Origin of the sequence: Caballeronia sp. AZ10_KS36, assembly GCF_023631105.1 — a bacterium.
GTDB lineage: Bacteria > Pseudomonadota > Gammaproteobacteria > Burkholderiales > Burkholderiaceae > Caballeronia.
In genome coordinates, this window is sequence record NZ_JALQDQ010000025.1 from 419624 (window position 1) to 438059 (window position 18436).

Here is an 18436-nt window from a genome sequence, read left to right on the forward strand (position 1 = left end):
GTCAGCGACATGACGCACGCCATGCCGCCGCTTCACGGGTCACTGGTACAGCACGGTCATCGTCATGGTCGCGTTCGCGGGACCGGCACCGAGCGCGCCTGTGCGGTAGTAGCGCGCTTGCATCGGTATGGTGTAGTTGCCGCCGTTCGTACTGTCGAATCCGTTCAGCGTCACATACGTGCCATAGGGAAACACCGCGCCCGTGTTGTCGTAGAGCTGAATGCCGACGCCCGCCGCGCTCGGCGATCCGCTCAACGCGGCCACGTTGCTGTAGCCGGACACGAGTCCGTTCGATGGATCGATCCTGTACTGGATGCTGTGAATCTGCCCTGCCGATGTTCCGCTCACGGGCGTTCCGCCGGGGCAGTTATTCAGGCTCATATTGAACGATGAGACCTTGTTCGGCGCAGGGCCGATGCTCGGCAGGTCCGCCGGTCCCTGAATGCCCATGGGAACCGTGACATCGGGCGTCTGACAGGTCAGCACGGTGATGACCACCGGCGTGATATAGAAGTTGATGACACCGGCCGACGGCACGTCCCCCGCGGGCGGCGGCGTCAGCGTCTGCCACGAGAACGCCTGCGCGATCATGCCGGTCGCGGTGCCGGGCGTGATGTCGCCAATCTTCACGAGGGCGACGATCAACTGTCCGCCGTTGTAGATCGTGCCATTCGCATTCCACTGACGGCCGAGCTTCGAGAACGTGCGCGGCCCGGCGGGCAGGCTGTTCGGAATGACATAGCCGCCCATTGCGATGCCGACGCCCGGCACGTTGGTCGGATACACCTCGAAATCGACGCCCTGATAGTTCGCGGTGTACACGGTCGGTCCGGCGGTCGTGATGCCCGCCGTTTCGAAGTCGGTCCCGGTATAAACCTGCCCGGTGACGATGCAGGTCCAATAGTCGTTCTTCGAGGGCGACAGTGACCATGCCGTGAGAATCGATCCATTCGGCAAATCACGCGCCACGGCCACCGACGGCGGAAGCGTCAACGTGAACGAACTGTAGTTGACCGTGCAGCTTGCCGTCGCCCAGGCAGACGACGGCACGAACACCAGTGCAGCGACCCAGCACAACACACACCGCAGCAGTCCGGCTGCGAGCCGATCCATGATTTTCATTTTGATTTCCTGACTCAATGAATGTGAACGGCGCTCACTGACAGACAGCGTCCGATATGCTGATGGAGTTCGGTTTCGAGGCATCCGTCACCGCGGGCAACTGATAGCGCACCGCGCAACGCTGCTCGGGCGCTTCGCCCCACTTCACGTTCAGCGTGCCGGCGTCGGACTTCAAACCGGTCGCGATGATGCGGCTGCCCTGCGCCACCGTGCCGACGCTGCGATTCTCGGCGTCGAACACTTCGGAGCCGAACGGCAACGGCTGGCCATCCGCCTGCGAGACGCGCATGACCGCCGGCTTGCCCATGTTCTCCGTCTCGAACTTGAGGCGCACCACGGCGCCCGCAGTCGGCGCCGTGCGCTGCACGGTCGACTTCAGCGCGATGTTGATCGGCAAGCCCTTCGGGTCCAGTTCGATGTCGTTGTTCGAATACGGCTGCATGCCGGAGACGACAGCGTGTCCCCACCGGTCCACGCGCAAGCCCGCACCGTTGGCGAGGCGTGCGCCGGCCGCATCGCTCGCTTCGACGACGGCGACCGTATCGCCCATGTTCGGCGTGAACGCGACGCCGTCGCGCCATGCCACCACACCACCCGACATGCCCGCGCCGACCTGCGAGAAGTTGCGGCCCGTGCTCGCATTCGCGGTAAGCATCGCAAACGGCGCGACATAACCGACGTTGCCGCCCGCGCTCGCGGAACTGCTCGCGTGACTGCCGCCGTCGTTGAAGCTCGCGTTGATGCCGTAGCTGAATGCGTTGTCGACGCCGAGCGTGCCCGTGACCGATTGCTGGATGGTCGAGCTGCTGTTGCCGGTGTCGTGCTGGAAGTTGGTGGTCGACTGCGGCGCGTGCGCCCCGAAGCCCAGCGGAATGGACATGTTCAGCATGATGCGGTTGTCCCACCGGTTCGTGTTCACCTGGAACTGCCGCACGAACGACGCGCCGTAGGTCATGCGCTTCCAGCTGTTGGTGTAGCCGATCTGCAGCTGCGTATCGTGACTGGAGCGGTTCCAGTACGTCTGGAACGAACCCATCGCATAGAGCGAGCCGTAGCGCGCGCCCTCGCCGATGCTCTGATTCAGCGTGAACTGCAGGCGCGACTTTTGCAGCGCGGTCATGAGACCGAGTTGATGCTCCGCGTTCAACTGACGCATCATCATCGCGTCGGGCAGCGAGAAGAAGCCGCTCGTCGAATAGCGATACGCGGCAATGGCGATGTTCGTATTCGTCGGCTCGAACAAGCGCGAAAAGCTGAGTCGCACGCTCGCCCCGTTGCGCGTGCCGTAGCCCTTGAAGCTCGCGCTTGCCTGCGTCACGTCGAGACCGAACGCGCCGACGCTCGTATTGAGCGCGGTGCCGATCATCGTCGAGAAGTACATGTCCGCCGCGCTCACGCCGCCGTACAGCGTCACCAGATTGCTGATGCCCCGCTGCAGCGTGAACTGCGAGACGAACGGATGAATATCGATGTTGGGATCGCGATACTCGCCGATGCTCGCGCTATAGCGCGTGACCCCCGGCCGCAACGCATTCACCGCCGCCGCATAGGGAACCGTCGAGATGTGCTGAGTGCCGTCGGCCTCGGTGACGATCACATCGAGATTGCCGCCGTAGCCCGTCGGATAGAGGTCGTCGATCTCGAACGCGCCCGGCGCGACCGTCGTCTCGTAGATGATGTTGCCGTTCTGCCTGACCTGCACGCGGGCATTGCTATTGGCGATGCCATGCACCACCGGCGCGTAGCCGCGCTGCGACTCCGGGAACATGCGGTCGTCGGTGCCGAGCGTGGCGCCGCGTAAGCCGAAGCTGTCAAACAGCGCGCCGTCCGTGAAGGTGTCGCCGACCGTGAACTGGCTCTTGATGTCCTTGAACGCACGCTGCGCATACGTCTGCACGCTTTGATAATGCGAGCCGCTGATACTGTTGTGCGTGACGTTGCCCTGATAGCGGAAACGCCACGGACCGAGGTTGATGCCGCCAATCAGCCCGAGGTAGGCCGAATTGTTGTCGAAGCCGCCGGCGGTGCTGTGATACACGTTCGCGTTGTACTGCAACGTGCCCGCGTTGATGCCGTCGTCCCAATACTTCGGATCGACATAGCCGCGCGCCCTGCTGTTCATCGCGATTTGCGGCACGCTCACATCGAGACGCTGCTCGCCGCCGTCGAACGTGGCGATGGCGCCCGGGATCAGTTCGGGCAGCGTCAGGCAAGCATTGCCGGCCGCTTCCAGCTTCGCGGCGGCTTCGGGCGAGAGCTTGCGCAAATCGACACCGAAGCGTTCGAGCAGATCCGTCGTCACGCATGGTTGCACGACGCCAGGGTGTTCCGTGGAGTCGCGCACGTCGACGCTGAACTTGCCGCGCCATACGTTGTTGACGTAGGTATCGGCGCGATACGTGCCCGGCAGGACCGGCTGCCCGTGATTGAAGCGTGAGATGTCCAGCTTCTGGCCGCCGCCGGAATCGAGAAACTGCTCGTTGAATTCGACGGCTGCGGGCTGCGCGGAAGCGTCCGCCCAGGCATGCGCGCTTACGCCCATGGCGGCCAGAGCCTGGAGCGTGAACAGCGTGACAGGTCTTAATCGCGCGCCGGACAGATGGGCGCTGCAGTAGTGCGTTTTCATTCAGTTATCCGAAATATACGGGCTCAGCGATCCCGGGCATGCCGCAAGGGCATGCGCGCTAGTGCATCTTCACGGGGTCATTGCGGCGCGCGACGGCGCGGGCGTCGGGCAGCCGGCTCGGGACTGGCGCGAACCCGCCGGTCAGGGCGCGAGCGTGGCGTCACCGGCCTGCGGGCCGCCGTAGTCGTTGATCGCGGTATAGCGCACCTTCGCGCCGGCAGCGGGAAGCTCGCCCTTGAGCGGGAACGCACGGCTCTGGCCCGGTCCGACCATGCCGCCGTCGGTGAATTGCGCCGTATGCACGCCATCGGTGAGGTCGATGCGGTCGAACGATACGTGGTACTGCGTCGGGTTATCGGCCACCAGCGTGTTCTTGCCGCCTTCGCGCTTCAGATGCCATACGATGGCTTCGGGCGCGTCACTCGCCTGCCCCTTCAGCCCCGTCGGGCGATAGAAGAACTTGATGCGCGTACGGAACGCGAGTTGCAGCTGATTGGCGCTGGCTTCATCGCCTGTCGGCTTGGGCGGCACTTCCAGCACGTTCAGATAGAGCACGGATTCGGCGTCGCCGGGCAGAGGCTCGCCGGTCGACATGATGCGCAGCGTCTGCGACTTGCCCGGATCGATACGCATCATCGGCGGCGTGATGGTGAACGGCACGTCGATCGTATCCGGCTTGGCGTCGGCATCGCCCTTGTCGATCCACACTTTGGTGAGACCGGGGAGCTTGCCGTTGTTGGTCAGCTTGACGGTGACTTCTGAATCGCTCTGGTTATACACCACGCGCGTACCGGCGATGACCACCGAAGCACGGGCCTGCGGGGCGAAGCCCTGGATCGCGGCGAGGAGCACCGCGACGGATGCGAGTCGGCTAAACAGTTTCATAGTGACGAAGAAGCGCCCAAGCGAAGCACGATATCAAGGAGAGGCGGGCTTGCGCCCGCCCTTGCACCGGACCATTCGCGAATGTGCGAAGCGAATGGTCCGCTGTCACGACACCGCTTATTGGTAGTCGATGCTGTACACGACCGACGAGTTCGCCGGACCTGCGGACGTCGCGCCTGTGGCGTAGTAGCGCACGTCGTAGTACAGCGTGGCCGCGCCCGACGCGATGGACGCCGGCTTCGAGTTCTGCAGGTCGCTCGAGTAGCCCGCCTTGATCTGCGATCCGTCCTGGTTCAGCAGTTCCAGCTTGACGTTGCCCGCGCCGCCGGCAGCCACGAGCAGACGGCCATCGGAAGGATCGACCGTGGTGCCTGCTTCATAGAACACCGATGCCTTGCTCGTGCTCGTGACCGGCGAGCATGCGGAGAGCGCGATGCTGTACGACGTGGTGCCCGCCGTCTGGCCCGCCGCGGTCAGCGTCGAGGTGGAAACGGTCGGCAGCGTCACCGTGAAGTCCTTCGACGAGGTGCCGTTGCCGTTGATCGTGCAGGTGGCGGCCGTGAGCGCGCCGTTGAACGTGATGGTTCCATCGGACGCGAACGCGCCGCCGGCAGCCACGCTCAACACGCCAGCGATGAGAGCCGAGATTAAGGACTTCTTCATTTTGAAACTCCAAGCAATTAAAAAAGTGGGATCCAGATTCGAGCGCGGCGCCGCACCGATACCGCAGCAGCGCCCGCTCCCCTTGACGCCGGACAAGTGCATTCCCCTGTGGCCGACACTGCGTAAGCCAGCGACGGCGTGGCCCTCGGTTTATTTTTAGCCCGTCCAGTTGAAAGCACCCGGGCGGAATTTTCCAATCAATCGAGTTCGAAAGACACCCGAGAATTCTTAATTAGTAAGTCGTCTTGAATGATTGACGGAACGATATGTAAGCTGCCTTTCGCTTGGGAAGAGGCAGCGTTGCGTGCGAAGGGAGCAGCGAGGACGGGTCAGCGCGAGGTGGGGAAACTCGTGCTGACCTCGGGTTTTCGGCGCGGGAATGGCGCTTTGGATTTTGAATTCAGAACGAAGGAACGAAGCGACTCCTCAACCGCACGCACCAATCTCCCCACAAGCAGTACAGAAATCACACCCGTCCTTGCGAATCACCGCATTTGCGCCGCACGTCGCGCATTTACGTCCGTGCATCTGCGCGAGTCCATGCGGATCGGCAGGCGCTACAGCCACGTCGTCGGGCGCGTCCTGCTCGTCTTCGGGCTGCAAGGTGCGTAAAGGCGCCGCCGCCTCGCTGCGCTTGCGCGCGAGCACGCGCGAAGGAACCTGATTGCCTTCTGCATCCAAAAAACCGCGTCGATACAGAATCTGCTGGATCGCGTAAGCCAGCGCCGCGACCTCGGAGTCGTGCCAACGCGGACTACGATGACCGTCGAGCCGCTCGACATCGCCGAGCCGCACTTGTCCCCGGTCCCACGACACCTTGCGCATGTCCTGCAACGTGCGCGCCGCGAACCCGCCACGCGCGGCGAGCGAGAGCGAACGCATCGTCGCCGTGATCCACTGCTGCGATTCGTCGCTCTGCCCTGTCGGTATAAAGAATTCAATCGGACGTTCGATGGTCACGTCCTCGCCCGCGATGCGCCCCGTCACTTCGATGAACGACACCGCGAGATACAGCGACTTCTTGCCCGCTTGCGTCAGATATTCGACCTTTTCGATGATCGCGGGCAATTCGCCGCGCGGCCGATGGTCGATCGCGATGCGCAGCGGATCGAGGTCGAGTTCGGGATCGGGCGAATCGCTCGGCGTCTCCTGCGGCGTCACCGAAAGCACCGCGCCGAGCGTATCGTTCGGCCGGTAAGTGGCAAGACCCTTGAGCCCGCGCCGCCATGCTTCGAAGTAAAGGTCCTGGAACTTGTCGAACGGATAGTCGGCCGGCACGTTCACCGTCTTCGAAATGGACGTGTCCACGAAAGGCTGCACCGCCGCCATCATTTCGAGGTGATCGTGCGCGGACATGTCGAGCGCGCTCACGAAGTAATCAGGCAACGTGTTCACGTCGCCGCCCATCTCGCGATAAAGCCGGTACGCGTGGTCTTCCACTGCGAAGCTCTGCCGCGAGCCGTCCGCCATGCGCTTGGTGCGTTGATACGTCCACGAGAACGCGGGCTCGATGCCGTTCGACGCGTTGTCCGCGAACGCGAGACTGACCGTGCCCGTCGGCGCGATGGAAAGCAGATGGCTATTGCGAATGCCGTGCGCGCGAATCGCGCTCGTAATGTCGTCGGGCAGGCGCGATGCGAACGTGCCCTCTTCCAGATAGCGCCGCGCGTCGAAAAGTGGGAAAGCGCCGCGCTCGCGCGCCAGTTGCACGGACGCGCGATACGCCTCGTCGCGCATGGTGCGCGCCACGCGCGCGGCGAAGTCGCGTCCGTCCTGCGAGTCGTATCGCAAGCCGAGCATGACGAGCGTATCGCCGAGCCCCGTGAAGCCCACACCGATGCGCCGCTTCGCCTGCGCTTCGCGCGCCTGCTCCGGCAGCGGCCAGAGCGTTACGTCGAGCACGTCGTCGAGAAAGCGGACTTGCGTGCGCGTCGTCCGCGCGAGGCCGTCCCAGTCAAAGCGCGGCGCGCCGCCACGCATCTGCGCGAACGGCTCGGACACGAAGCGCGTGAGATTGAGCGGCCCGAGATTGCAGCAGCCATACGCGGGAAGCGGCTGCTCGCCGCATGGGTTCGTCGCGCGAATGGCTTCGAGCGAGCGCAGGTTGTTGTCGTCGTTCATGCGCGAAATAAAGACGACGCCCGGCTCCGCGACATCGTAAGTAGAACGCATGATCGTGTCCCAGACCTCCCGCGCCCGTACTTCGCGATACACCCACAGGCCATCTTCACGCTGCCGGATATCGGCCGATGCGCGTTGCGCCGGCGACGGCTCCGCCTTGTGCACGAGTTGCCACACCGCGTCATCGGCGACGGCCTGCATGAATTCGTCCGTCACCGCGACCGATACGTTGAAGTTGTTCCAGCGCCCTTTCGTGTGCTTGGCGGCGATGAATTCGAGCAGGTCCGGATGCGTGCAGTCGAGAATGCCCATTTGCGCGCCGCGACGCGAACCCGCGCTTTCCACGGTGCGGCACGAGGCATCGAACACGTCCATGTAGCTGCACGGCCCTGACGCCGCCGATCCTGTCGAATGCACGCGCGCGCCGCGCGGACGGATTGCCGAAAAGTTATACCCCACGCCGCCGCCTCGCCGCATGGTCTCGGCGGCCTGCAACAGCGCGACGTAGATGCCGGGCAAACCGTTGTCATCGACACCTTGTATCGCATCGCCGACCGGCTGCACGAAGCAGTTGATGAGCGTGGCATCGATGCCCGCGCCCGCCGCGCTCATGATGCGGCCCGCGCCCAGTGCGCCGCGCTTGAAGTTGTCGACGAACTCGGCTTCGATCTTCGCGCGCGCTTCGGGCGGTTCTGCGAGCGCGACGCCGCGCGCCACGCGTCGATAGATATCGTCGACGCGCGTCTCGTCGCCCTTGGCGTACTTTTCGAGCATGACGTCGATGGAAAACTGCTGCGGAGCGAGAGCGGTGCTGGGATTGTCTTCGGCCATGTCCTGATCCTGTGAAGTGCGCTGATGCTCGACACGTTCCACGTGCCTCGCGCGTTACGCAATGCAGCGCGGTCGATGCAAGCACGATGCCTGACGATAGCGCGATTCGGCCCGGCTCGCTAAGGAGCCGCTACACTTGCCGAACCCGTTCGATGACTATAACGACACAACCTTCGCATGAATTCGTCGCACCCGCCGCTATTCGGCATTGCCGGGCGCTCCGGCCAAGGCAAGACCACGTTGATCGAAGCCCTGCTGCCGTGGTTTCGCGCGCAAGGGCTCACGGTCAACGTCATCAAGCATAGCCATCATTCCATCGAGCTGGAGCCGCCGGGCAAGGACAGTGCGCGCTTTCGTCGCGCGGGCGCAAGTGAAGTGCTGATTGCGTCGCCGTATCGCTATGCCATATTGCACGAACTCAGCGATGAACCCGAGCCGCCGCTCGCGTCGCTTGCCGCGCGCCTTTCGCACGCCGACTTCGTGATCGTGGAAGGTTTCGCTCGCGAAGCCATGCCACGGCTCGAAGTCGTGCGGCCGTCGACGGGCAAGGACCCGCTCTATCTGACCGATGTCGAGATGCTCGCCATCGCAACGGACGACGCCGCCGCCATCGAAACGGCATTGCCGGTGCTCGCCCTCGATGACATCGAGCGTATCGGCGCGTTCGTCTGCGCGACGCTCGGCATTGCGCTGCCTCGCTAAGCGAGCCGTTCGATCAACTCGCGATGCTGCGGATACCGCGCCGCGAGTTCATCACAACGGGCAAGCTCGAACTCGCTGAATTCGAAGCCCGGCGCGACCGTGCAGCCGACGAGCGACGCGCCCGACGCGATGCTGCATTCCGCGGCGAACCAGTCGCCTGCTGCGACGACACCCTGAAACACCGTGTCGGCATGCTGCGTCATGTCGCCGAGCCGGTGCGTGGTGAGCGCGCCGTGCGCATCGAGCACATGCACGAGAAGCGGATCGCCCGCATGGAAGTGCCAGACTTCGTCGGAGCGTATGCGATGCCACGCCGAATGCGCGCCTTCGCAGAGCAGATAGTAGATTGCCGTCGACGCCGAACGCGTTTCGCTCGCGCCCTCACGCGTCACGCGCTGCTCTGCACGATAGGTCTCACGAAAGTAGCCGCCTTCGGGATGCGGCTGCAAGCGAAGGCGCGTGATGAGGGCTTTGGCATCGAGCGGTGCGGGCATGGCGGTATCCTTTTGCAAGCGTGGTCACGGTTCGCGTATTCTGCATGCTCATGCAACATGAGGCGCACGAAGCCATGACTCTTTCTTCGACCTTGCTGCAAGCCATCGCGCCGACAGGCGTGCTGCGCGCATCCCTCAATCTGGGCAATCCCATTCTTGCGCACCGCGATGCCGAAGGCGAGCCCGGCGGCGTATCGGTCGATCTCGCGCGGGGACTGGCGTCGCGGCTCGGCGTGGACGTTGCGTTCGCAGCTTTCGACACCGCAGCGAAATCGGTGGAGACCGTGACCAACGAAGCGGCCGATATCGGCTTCTTCGCGATCGATCCCTCGCGCGGCGCGGGCATCGCCTTCACTGCGCCTTACGTGTTGATCGAAGGCTTCTATCTCGTGCGCAACGACTCGCCGCTCGCGCGCAACGACGAAGTGGACCGCGCGGACAATCGCATCGTGGTCGGCAAGGGCAGCGCGTATGACCTCTTTCTCACGCGCGAGATCACGCATGCGCAGATCGTTCGAGCGGCGTCGTCGCAAGCGGTCGTCGAGACCTTCCTGCGCGACGGGCTGGAGGTCGCAGCGGGCGTCAAGCAGCAACTCGAAGCCGATGCCGCGCGCACGCCCGGCCTGCGTCTGTTGAACGAACGCTTCATGGTGATTCAGCAGGCGATGGGGCTGCCGAAATCGCGCGGCGAAGCAGCCGCCGACATGCTGCGCGAATTCGTCGAAGACGTGAAGCGTTCCGGTTTCGTCGCCGAAGCACTGGCGCGGCACGGGATCAAGGGCGCATCCGTCGCGCCGGCCGCGAGCGTGTGACATGAGCGACGTGAGCGTGTCCGTCACCGACTGGATCGACGAATCGTTCGAAGACGAAGTCGCGGGCGGGCTCGCCGCGTTCAATGCGGCGCAGCTCGGACCGAGCGGTCATCGCGATCTCGCCGTGTCGCTCTACGTGGACGACGCGTTCGTCGGCGGACTCGCGGGCTTCACCGCGTGGAACTGGCTCTTCGTCAAATGGCTCTGGATACGCGAGGACGCGCGCGGCCGCGGCCTCGCCACGCGCGCCCTCGAAGCGGCGGAAGCCGAAGCGAAAAAGCGCGGCTGCGGCGCCGCGTGGCTGGATACGCTCAATCCGCAGGCGCGCGATCTCTACGCGCGCTGCGGCTATCAGACATTCGGCGAGCTGCCGGTCTTTCACGGCGAACGGTCGCGCTACTTCATGCAGAAGCGCTTCTAGTGCTCATGCGCTCGCATTGAGCCGTTGCGCGACGCGCTGCGTGATCTCGCGCCGCGCCGCCAGCGACGCCGCCTCGTGCTGCCGCACCATGTCGACCACATCGGCGCTCGCGCGGTCGGGATCGCCTGCATCGAAAGGCGGTGCGGGCGCGTATTCCATCGCGAGCTGGATCGCCTGCGCGCCCTGCTCGCCGATGAGTTCCGCCGCGAGCGTCAACGCGAAGTCGATGCCCGCCGTAATGCCGCCGCCCGTCAGCACGTTGCCGTCGCGCACCACGCGCTCGCGCACGGGTATCGCGCCGAGTTCGGCGAGCAGCGCGTGATACGCCCAATGCGTCGTCGCGCGCTTGCCGCGCAGCAACCCGGCCGCGCCGAGCACGAGCGCGCCGGTGCAGACGGACGTCACATAGCGCGCGCCCGACGCTTGCCGGCGCAAGAACGCGAGCGTCTCGTCGTCCTCCATCAGCGCGCCGACGCCTCCGCCGCCGGGCACGCACAGCACGTCGAGCGCGGGGCAGTCGGCGAATGTCGTGTCCGGCGTGAGCACCATGCCCGCCGTCGATCGCACCGGCTCGCGCGTCTTCCAGATCAGGTGAACCTCGGCGCCGGGCATGTGCGCGAAGACGTCGTAGGGGCCGGTCATGTCGAGTTGCTGCACGCCCGGAAACAGCAACAGGCCGATGTGCAAGGTCATCGCTTTCTCCTTGATGGATGTGAGTGGACGAACCCATGTTACCCGGCTACGCTATGGCGAAATCGACAGCCAGCCCACGTTTTACGCCACCATGAGCCGCCCAATTGAGCCGACGCCGCGCGACGTCGACGTTCTCGCCTTTCCCGACGTGCAACTGCTCGATGTCGCCGGGCCGCTGCAAGTGTTCGCGTCGGCGAACGAGCTGGCCGTGGCGGCGGGCATGCCGCGCCCTTACCGCGCGCGGGTGGTCATGCCCGGCGCGGCGGCGACGGCTTCGGCGGGCCTCGGCCTCGTCGGCCATCCGCTGCCGGCGGCCGACGCGCCTTGTGACACGCTGATCGTCGCGGGCGGCTGGGGCGTGCATGGCGCGGTGCGCGACACGGCGCTCGTCGACTGGCTTCGCGAACACGCGAGGCATGCGCGGCGCACGGCGTCCGTGTGTACCGGCGCCTTTCTGCTCGCGGCGGCGGGCCTTCTGAACGAGCGCCGCGCCCTCACGCACTGGACCCGCTGCGAGGAGCTTGCCGCACGCTTTCCGGCCGTGCGCGTGGAACCGGATCCCATCTTCATTCGCGACGGCGCCGTCTGGACATCGGCCGGCGTGACGGCGGGCATCGATCTGGCGCTGGCGCTCGTCGAGGAGGATCTCGGGCGCGCGCTCGCGCTCGACGTGGCGCGTCATCTCGTCGTGTTTCTGAAGCGTCCGGGCGGGCAGGCGCAGTTCAGCGCCGCGCTCTCGTTGCAGAAAGCGGGCGACCGCTTCGGCGAGCTGCACGCGTGGATCGCCGAGAATCTGGCGGCGGATCTCTCGGTCGCGACGCTCGCCGCGCGCGTCGGCATGAGCGAGCGCAGCTTCGTGCGCCATTACCGCGCGCAAACCGGCATGACGCCCGCGCGCTCCATCGAACGGATGCGGCTGGAAGCCGCGCGGCGTCTTCTGGGCGATACCGCGCTGCCCGTCAAGCGCGTGGCGGCGCGCTGCGGCTTCGGCACCGAGGAAACCATGCGGCGCGGCTTTCTGCGCTCGCTCGGCGTGTCGCCGCAGGCCTACCGCGAACGTTTTGCAGGAAGCGGCGCATCCGCTGGCTGACGCGCTTTCGCACGATTTTTTTCCCTGAAGCTCAAGCCTGTATTCTGGCTGCCGTTAGCCCGGTAAGAGCGAATGCTCGAAAAAGAGCGGACCGCCGGCTCGGCGGTCAACGAAATCCGAATGGCCTGGAGCGCCGATGACTGTGTTTTCCGCGTACAACGCGCCCGTTTCGACGCCCGGCGCGCCAGGAACCGACGTGTCCGATGCCGACCCGATCGAGGCCTTGCTGCGCGACGCCGCCGCGACGGGCTGCGGGCAGGCGTGGGCGTGGTATCGCGCGGGTGAGCAGTTGCATCTCGCGCAGCGCGGCGATGCCCCGCTCGTCTGGCCGCGCAGCATCCCCGAGGAGCGTCTGGAGGGCCTGTGCGCCGCGCATGGCTGGCACCGCTGGCCGACAGGCCGTGGCGAAGGCGTGCTCGGCTGGCTGCTCGCGCCGCTCGCGCAACGCGACGACGCGCATCTCGCCGAGCTTGCGCGGCGTCTGGGCGAGCGCGTGCAGTCCGATGCGCTCGCGCGCGCGCAGCTCACGCAGCGCGTGCTGTACGAAATCGCCTATCTGGCGAGTTCGGTGCCGGACCGCGCCGGGTTTCTGCGCTGCGTGCACGAGCGCCTCGGCACGCTGATCGACGCGGAAAATTTCTATCTCGCGCTGTACGACCGCAAGACCGGCAAGATCACGTACCCGTATTACGTGGACGTGATCGACAAGGACGTCGTCGAAGCCGACAACTTCGATATTCTCGACCCCGATCACCTCTCGATGACAGGCCGCGTGCTGACGAGCGGCAAGCCGCTCTTCGTGACCACGGCGGACATCACGGCGGCCGAGCGCGAGGGCCGCTTCTACTGCCTGGGCGACCGCCCCGAGTTCTGGATGGGCGCGCCGCTGAAGAACGCATCCGACGAAGTGTTCGGCATGCTCGCGATGCAGGTCTACGACGTGTCGCGCATCTACACGGCGGAGGACCGCGCGCTCTTTCTCGTGGTGGCGCGGCATGTCGCGATGGCGCTCGACCGCATCCTGCATCGCGCGGATCTCGAAGAGAAGGTCGCGCGCCGCACGTCCGAGCTATCGCAACTGAACGCCGCGCTGCGCCACGGTATTGCGGAGCGCGAGCGCTCCGAGCATCTGCAGGCGGCGCTGTATCAGATCGCGGAACTGTCGAGCCGGCCGGGCGACACGATGGAGTTCTTTCGCAGTCTGCACGGCATCGTCGGCGAGCTGCTCTATGCGCGCAACTTCTATATCGCGCTGTACGAAAAGGAAACCGACGAGGTGTCGTTCCCGTATTACGTGGACGAGATCGTGCACGAGCGCCCCGATCCGCGACGCGGCCGGCGCGGGTTGACGGAATACGTGATCCGCGAGCGTCGCCCGCGGCTGATCGATCATCAGGAAGCGGTGCGGCTCATCAGCGACGGCGCGTTCGAGGCGGACAGCGACTCCGTGCGGCTGCGCTCGTGGCTCGGCATTCCCCTTTTCGACGGCGATGACGTGCGCGGCGTGCTGGCCGTGCAAAGCTATTCGCCGCTCGTCCGTTACTCGCTGCGCGATCAGGAACTGCTGACCTTCGTATCGCGCCATATCGACACAGCCCTCTCGCGCCGTCGCGATGCGGAAGCGTTGCACGCCGCCAATCTCGAGCTCGAAGCGCGCGTGCAGGCGCGCACGCGCGAACTCGACGAAGTGAATGCGCGCCTCGTTCACGAGAATTCGCATGACGCGCTCACGGGCTTGCCTAACCGAAGCTATCTGATGCAGCGGCTGCAAGGTGCATGGAATGACTATCGGGCGCGCGGCCATGACCTCTCGGTCATGTTCATCGACCTGGACCGGTTCAAGGTGGTGAACGACAGTCTCGGTCATCATTTCGGCGACATGCTGCTCGTGCAGGCCGCCGCGCGCCTCGGCGCCTGCGTGCGCGCCTCGGATTTGCTCGCGCGTCTCGGCGGCGACGAGTTCGCCATTCTTTCGCCGAACGCGCTCGTTCAGGATGCCGTCGCCATCGCGAAGCGTATTCTCGCGGCCTTCGATCTGCCGTTTCACATCGAAGAGCACGTGGTGTTTTCATCGTGCAGTATCGGCATCGTCAGCGCGGACAGTCAGTTTCACACCGAGCCCGCCGATCTGCTGCGCGACGCCGATACCGCGATGTATCGCGTGAAAAACGCGGGACGCGACAGCTTCGTCGTGTTCAACCAGGAATTGCGCCGGCAAGTGTCCGATCAGGTCGAGCGCGAGGGCGCGTTGCGCAATGCAATGAAACGCGACGATGAATTGCTGCCCTACTTCCAGCCGATCGTCGATGTAAAAAGCGGTGAAGTCGTGGCGCTCGAAGCGCTCATTCGCTGGCGGCAGTCGGATGGGCGCATCGTGGGGCCGGGCGAATTTCTGCCTGCTGTGGAAGGGCTGCGGCTCATCGGCCGACTCGATCTCTACATGCTCGAACGCGTGGCGGCCATTCTCTCGAACGAGCGTTTCATGCACTGGCCGCCGGTCCACGTGAATTGTTCGAGCTATAGCATGACGCGTCCCGAATTCGCCGACGACGTGCTCGCGCTATTGCGGCGCTATCGCGTGTCGCCGTCGCGCGTGTGCCTCGAACTGACCGAAGGCGCGCTCGTCGCCGAACCGGATCTCGCGCGGCGCACCATGCAGCGGCTGGCGGATAACGGCATGTCCGTCGTGCTCGACGACTTCGGCTCGGGCTTTTCGTCGCTCAGTTACGTGCACCAGTATCAGTTCAGCGGCCTGAAGATCGACAAGTCCTTCATCCTCGAACTGACGCGCAGCCCGCGCAGCCGCGCTATCGTGCGGGCGATCGTACGCATGGCCGAATCACTCGACCTGACGCTCGTCGCCGAAGGCGTCGAAGATGCGGCGACCCTCGCGGTCCTGCGCGACATGGGCGCCGCGCAGGCGCAGGGCTATTTCTTCGACAAGCCATTGCCGCTCGAAGCGTTGACGCGCGAATCGCTCGCGCCCCGCTCGACGACGCACTCGCTGCTCTGATTGCGAACGGCGATCAGGGCATGCCGCCGAGCGACGGCGAAATGATGCTGCCCGGCTCGCCTTCTGCCGGGCCGCCCGTCGTCGTCGCGGCGCGCGTCGAAACAGGCGCGTGGTTGCGAGTGCAGGCGTCGAGCGTGTCGCTTCCCAGACATTGCTGGAACGCATCTGCCCTGTCTTTGCCATCGAACGTGTAGATGGTCTCTTCGACCTTGATCTCGGTATCGGAGAGTCGCTCCGCGGAAAAAGTCATGCGCGTGTCCTCCTTCTGACGTTTGTTATGGGTTGCATAGCATCTTGCGCGCCCGGCAGAACCATGCACGGGTATGCGTGTTGCTGCCATTTCGACGTTGCAGATCAACTGGAAAGGAGGCGCTATGTCACAACATCCCGCGCAGTCGCAGAATCAGCGGCATCTGGATGAGCCGGGGCCGGACGCCATCGTGCGCGCGCTCAAGGGCGCGGAGTATCCAATGCACAAAGAGAAGCTGCTGGCGCTGGCGAAAAGCAATGGCGCGGACGGTGAAGTGCTGGCCGTGCTCAGGAAGATGGCCGATCGCAATTTCGACAGCGACTCCGCCGTGCTGCGCGAAGCGGCACGCGTTGAATGAATCATCGTACGAGGCAATCCAATGGCTGAAACCCCCAAAGCACCCGATACACACGACAAATCGCACGCGCCCGGCGGCAACGAGCTGAACAATATACGGCCGGAGGATGTGGATAGGGTTATCCCGCGTCCGGGCGAAATGATGGAGCGCGACGAAGCGACGGACCCTGACAAGATCAGTACGAACCCTGACGATTCCGGAAGCCGGCCGCGGCCGCTATGACGCTATAGATAAATTAAATGAATGCCGAGGCAATTTCCAATGATGCAGGCGGCGAAGTCGCGCTAGGATGAAAGAGCGTCGATTTGAGCGCCGCGCTGCACGCGCTCAGGAAAACAACCGCGCAACGGCACGGCATCCGTCGGCCGCTCAATGCACAAGGAGGCTCTATGAAGTGGGAAACCCCTAGCTTCACCGATATGCGCTTTGGCTTTGAAATCACGATGTACATTGCCACGCGTTGATCGGCGATTCCGCATGAAAGCAAAGCGGCCGCAATGAGCGGCCGCTTTGCTTTTGCGTTTTTACTTGGCGGTTAATTTCCGCGAGGCGGCACGTCCTGTCCCGGCGATGCCGCGACGTCGCTGACCTGTCCGCCTCGTCCCGCCGGCTCCGGACGATTGCCCGAGCCGAGCGGCACTTCGGCTGTCTGATGCGGCTGCTGGTCCAGACGACGATTTTCCGGTTCGACTTCCCCCGCGTTCGGCTGACGCACGCCCTGATGCGGATCGCCGCCCGTCGCCGCGCCCGGCCCCGGCAGATTGCCGAACGAACCGCCGCCGGTGGCGCCGCTGCCTGCATCGCCGAGCGGCTTGTCGGTGCTGCCGGGTCCTTCGATACGATCGTTGTTGCTCATCTCTGGCCTCCTTTGCTCAGGTGCTAGAGGAGCAGCAACGGGCATTCCCACAGCATTGCGGACGAAGGTTCGGCAATTGCTACCAGCTTCGAAAAGTCTCGGAGAACGCATGCCCATGATTCCATTCGAGCCTGCTCGCGTGCGCGCCGCCACGGCGTTGTCACCTAGCGCTTTCGCGTAAGGTTCTCATGGCGACGACCCCACAGCCCGGCGTAGAGCCCGATCAGACACCGGACACGCTCGATGCCTGTCATCGTTGCGCGCTCTACAAAGACGCAACGCAAGCCGTTCCGGGCGCGGGTCCGCGCCACGCGCCGCTGATGATCGTCGGCGAACAACCGGGCGATCAGGAGGATTTGCAAGGCAAGCCCTTCGTCGGTCCGGCTGGCGCCATGCTGGACCGCGCGCTCGAAGAAGCCGGCGTCGCGCGCAAGGAAGTCTATGTGACGAATGCCGTCAAGCACTTCAAATGGGAACCGCGCGGCAAGCGCCGCATGCACAAGACACCGGCCCAGCGCGAGATCGACGCGTGCCACTACTGGATGGACCGCGAGACGGCCGACATCGACCCCAAGGTGATCGTCGCGCTGGGCGCGACCGCGCTCAAGTCGGTGATGCGCGATTCGAAGGCCAAACTGCAAGCGTCGATGGGCCATCCCATCGAGCATGAGGGGCGCGTGGTCGTCGCCACGTATCACCCGTCGTATGTATTGCGCGCGCCTGATCCCGAGACGCGCCACGCCGCTTATCAGGCTATCGTCGATGCGCTGCGGGAAGCGCATCGGCTGATGAAACATAAACGTTAATGGAGGAACCGTCATGCCGACGGCAAGCAAGACCAAGAAGACCGGAACTAGCGCGGGCAAGACGAGTTCAGGCAAGCGCAGCACCACGCGGCAGCGCCATACGCTCGCGAGCGATCACAAGAAATCCGGAAGCAAGAAAGCGAAGTCCGCCAATTCGACACACCGCTGGTCGCATCATGTGATGGAAACGAGCGACGCGATGGATATTCAGCGCGATATCTTCAAGAACGGCAACGCCGAAGAGATCGCGCAGTCGCTCAAACGCTCGTCGACCGAAAGCACGCGGCGCAAGGGCACGCCGTTTCAGTCGGCCATGTCGATGCTCAATTTCTATATCAATCGCGCGGGACGCAACTTGCCGAAGACGCGGCGCAATACGCTCGAGCAAGCAAAGAGGCACTTGCGCGAAGCATTCGGACGCAAGCCCTGAACACGAACGCACCGCTTGGCACGTTACTGCGGAATAGTCTTTGCTTCTCGCCAAGGCACATCAACCAAGGAGACAGTCATGGCGCAAGAACCTCCTCTCAGTCCAGGCGATGAAGCCGAACCGGGCGCACCCGGCACCGGCGAAGACATCTGTCCCGACTGCAACGGCACAGGCAAGCAGGACGGCGCGGATTGTCCCACGTGCGACGGCACCGGAAAGATCGTGCAAGGCATCGGCGGAGGCTGATGCATGGCGTTTCCTGA

At 64.4% G+C, this 18436-nt stretch carries 20 protein-coding genes; 11 read left to right on the forward strand and 9 right to left on the reverse strand.

Annotated features, from left to right (window positions below; genetic code table 11):
• Positions 1 to 39 precede the first annotated feature (39 nt).
• The 5 genes from NCR35_RS17350 to NCR35_RS17370 form a co-directional block, all read right to left on the reverse strand.
• Entirely contained in the window at positions 40 to 1122 is a 1083-nt protein-coding gene (locus NCR35_RS17350) for a fimbrial protein (protein WP_250535327.1), read from the reverse strand.
• A gap of 34 nt (positions 1123 to 1156) precedes the next feature.
• The gene (locus NCR35_RS17355; protein WP_250535328.1) at positions 1157 to 3748 is read right to left on the reverse strand and encodes a fimbria/pilus outer membrane usher protein; all 2592 of its coding nucleotides are present in this window, start codon (positions 3746 to 3748) and stop codon (positions 1157 to 1159) included.
• 141 nt (positions 3749 to 3889) lie between these two features.
• On the reverse strand, positions 3890 to 4633 hold the full coding sequence (locus tag NCR35_RS17360; RefSeq protein ID WP_244850029.1) for a fimbria/pilus periplasmic chaperone: 744 nt from the start codon (positions 4631 to 4633) through the stop codon (positions 3890 to 3892).
• A gap of 117 nt (positions 4634 to 4750) precedes the next feature.
• Positions 4751 to 5296, reverse strand: a complete 546-nt coding sequence (locus tag NCR35_RS17365) for a fimbrial protein (protein WP_250535329.1) — start codon at positions 5294 to 5296, stop codon at positions 4751 to 4753.
• A 426-nt stretch (positions 5297 to 5722) separates the two neighbouring features.
• A complete protein-coding gene (locus NCR35_RS17370; RefSeq protein ID WP_250535330.1) occupies positions 5723 to 8248 on the reverse strand; it encodes an adenosylcobalamin-dependent ribonucleoside-diphosphate reductase in 2526 nt (841 codons plus the stop codon).
• Positions 8249 to 8425: 177 nt separating this feature from the next.
• Here NCR35_RS17370 and mobB point away from each other — a divergent pair, with 177 nt between their 5' ends.
• Positions 8426 to 8950, forward strand: coding sequence for a molybdopterin-guanine dinucleotide biosynthesis protein B (gene mobB, locus NCR35_RS17375; protein WP_250535331.1), 525 nt, complete (start codon positions 8426 to 8428; stop codon positions 8948 to 8950).
• On the opposite strand, the gene NCR35_RS17380 is transcribed toward mobB, so the two are convergent.
• Complete coding sequence (locus NCR35_RS17380) at positions 8947 to 9444, reverse strand: cupin domain-containing protein (RefSeq protein WP_250535332.1); 498 nt, start codon at positions 9442 to 9444, stop codon at positions 8947 to 8949. The two genes, mobB and NCR35_RS17380, sit on opposite strands and share 4 nt — an antisense overlap.
• 74 nt (positions 9445 to 9518) lie before the next feature.
• Here NCR35_RS17380 and NCR35_RS17385 point away from each other — a divergent pair, with 74 nt between their 5' ends.
• Both NCR35_RS17385 and NCR35_RS17390 read left to right on the forward strand, forming a co-directional pair.
• The gene (locus tag NCR35_RS17385) at positions 9519 to 10256 is read left to right on the forward strand and encodes an ABC transporter substrate-binding protein (protein WP_250535333.1); all 738 of its coding nucleotides are present in this window, start codon (positions 9519 to 9521) and stop codon (positions 10254 to 10256) included.
• Between the two features lies 1 nt (position 10257).
• Positions 10258 to 10677 carry a GNAT family N-acetyltransferase gene (locus tag NCR35_RS17390; protein WP_250535334.1) on the forward strand — a complete coding sequence of 140 codons (420 nt, stop codon included), beginning with the start codon at positions 10258 to 10260 and terminating at the stop codon, positions 10675 to 10677.
• A gap of 3 nt (positions 10678 to 10680) precedes the next feature.
• Here NCR35_RS17390 and NCR35_RS17395 read toward each other — a convergent pair whose 3' ends face one another.
• Positions 10681 to 11370 carry a DJ-1/PfpI family protein gene (locus tag NCR35_RS17395; RefSeq protein ID WP_250535335.1) on the reverse strand — a complete coding sequence of 230 codons (690 nt, stop codon included), beginning with the start codon at positions 11368 to 11370 and terminating at the stop codon, positions 10681 to 10683.
• A gap of 91 nt (positions 11371 to 11461) precedes the next feature.
• Between NCR35_RS17395 and NCR35_RS17400 the strand changes: the two genes are divergently transcribed.
• Together NCR35_RS17400 and NCR35_RS17405 are read left to right on the forward strand one after the other, a co-directional pair.
• Positions 11462 to 12460, forward strand: a complete 999-nt coding sequence (locus tag NCR35_RS17400; RefSeq protein ID WP_250535336.1) for a GlxA family transcriptional regulator — start codon at positions 11462 to 11464, stop codon at positions 12458 to 12460.
• 136 nt (positions 12461 to 12596) lie between these two features.
• Positions 12597 to 15473: a bifunctional diguanylate cyclase/phosphodiesterase gene (locus tag NCR35_RS17405; RefSeq protein ID WP_250535337.1), complete on the forward strand. Its 2877-nt coding sequence runs from the start codon at positions 12597 to 12599 to the stop codon at positions 15471 to 15473.
• A gap of 13 nt (positions 15474 to 15486) precedes the next feature.
• On the opposite strand, the gene NCR35_RS17410 is transcribed toward NCR35_RS17405, so the two are convergent.
• On the reverse strand, positions 15487 to 15723 hold the full coding sequence (locus tag NCR35_RS17410; RefSeq protein WP_250535338.1) for a hypothetical protein: 237 nt from the start codon (positions 15721 to 15723) through the stop codon (positions 15487 to 15489).
• A 124-nt stretch (positions 15724 to 15847) separates the two neighbouring features.
• Between NCR35_RS17410 and NCR35_RS17415 the strand changes: the two genes are divergently transcribed.
• The 3 genes from NCR35_RS17415 (at position 15848) to pqqA (ending at position 16545) form a co-directional block, all read left to right on the forward strand.
• Positions 15848 to 16081 (forward strand): DUF2795 domain-containing protein, encoded by a 234-nt coding sequence (locus NCR35_RS17415; RefSeq protein ID WP_250535339.1) that lies wholly within the window; start codon positions 15848 to 15850, stop codon positions 16079 to 16081.
• Between the two features lie 21 nt (positions 16082 to 16102).
• Entirely contained in the window at positions 16103 to 16303 is a 201-nt protein-coding gene (locus NCR35_RS17420; protein WP_250535340.1) for a hypothetical protein, read from the forward strand.
• Between the two features lie 167 nt (positions 16304 to 16470).
• On the forward strand, positions 16471 to 16545 hold the full coding sequence (gene pqqA / locus NCR35_RS17425; protein ID WP_008353049.1) for a pyrroloquinoline quinone precursor peptide PqqA: 75 nt from the start codon (positions 16471 to 16473) through the stop codon (positions 16543 to 16545).
• 71 nt (positions 16546 to 16616) lie between these two features.
• Here pqqA and NCR35_RS17430 read toward each other — a convergent pair whose 3' ends face one another.
• Positions 16617 to 16937 (reverse strand): hypothetical protein, encoded by a 321-nt coding sequence (locus NCR35_RS17430; protein WP_175941294.1) that lies wholly within the window; start codon positions 16935 to 16937, stop codon positions 16617 to 16619.
• A 188-nt stretch (positions 16938 to 17125) separates the two neighbouring features.
• Between NCR35_RS17430 and NCR35_RS17435 the strand changes: the two genes are divergently transcribed.
• The 3 genes from NCR35_RS17435 (at position 17126) to NCR35_RS17445 (ending at position 18419) form a co-directional block, all read left to right on the forward strand.
• Positions 17126 to 17743: a UdgX family uracil-DNA binding protein gene (locus NCR35_RS17435; RefSeq protein ID WP_250535341.1), complete on the forward strand. Its 618-nt coding sequence runs from the start codon at positions 17126 to 17128 to the stop codon at positions 17741 to 17743.
• Positions 17744 to 17756: 13 nt separating this feature from the next.
• The gene (locus NCR35_RS17440) at positions 17757 to 18173 is read left to right on the forward strand and encodes a DUF3175 domain-containing protein (protein ID WP_250535342.1); all 417 of its coding nucleotides are present in this window, start codon (positions 17757 to 17759) and stop codon (positions 18171 to 18173) included.
• Positions 18174 to 18251: 78 nt separating this feature from the next.
• Positions 18252 to 18419, forward strand: a complete 168-nt coding sequence (locus tag NCR35_RS17445; RefSeq protein ID WP_244850008.1) for a hypothetical protein — start codon at positions 18252 to 18254, stop codon at positions 18417 to 18419.
• Positions 18420 to 18436 lie beyond the last annotated feature (17 nt).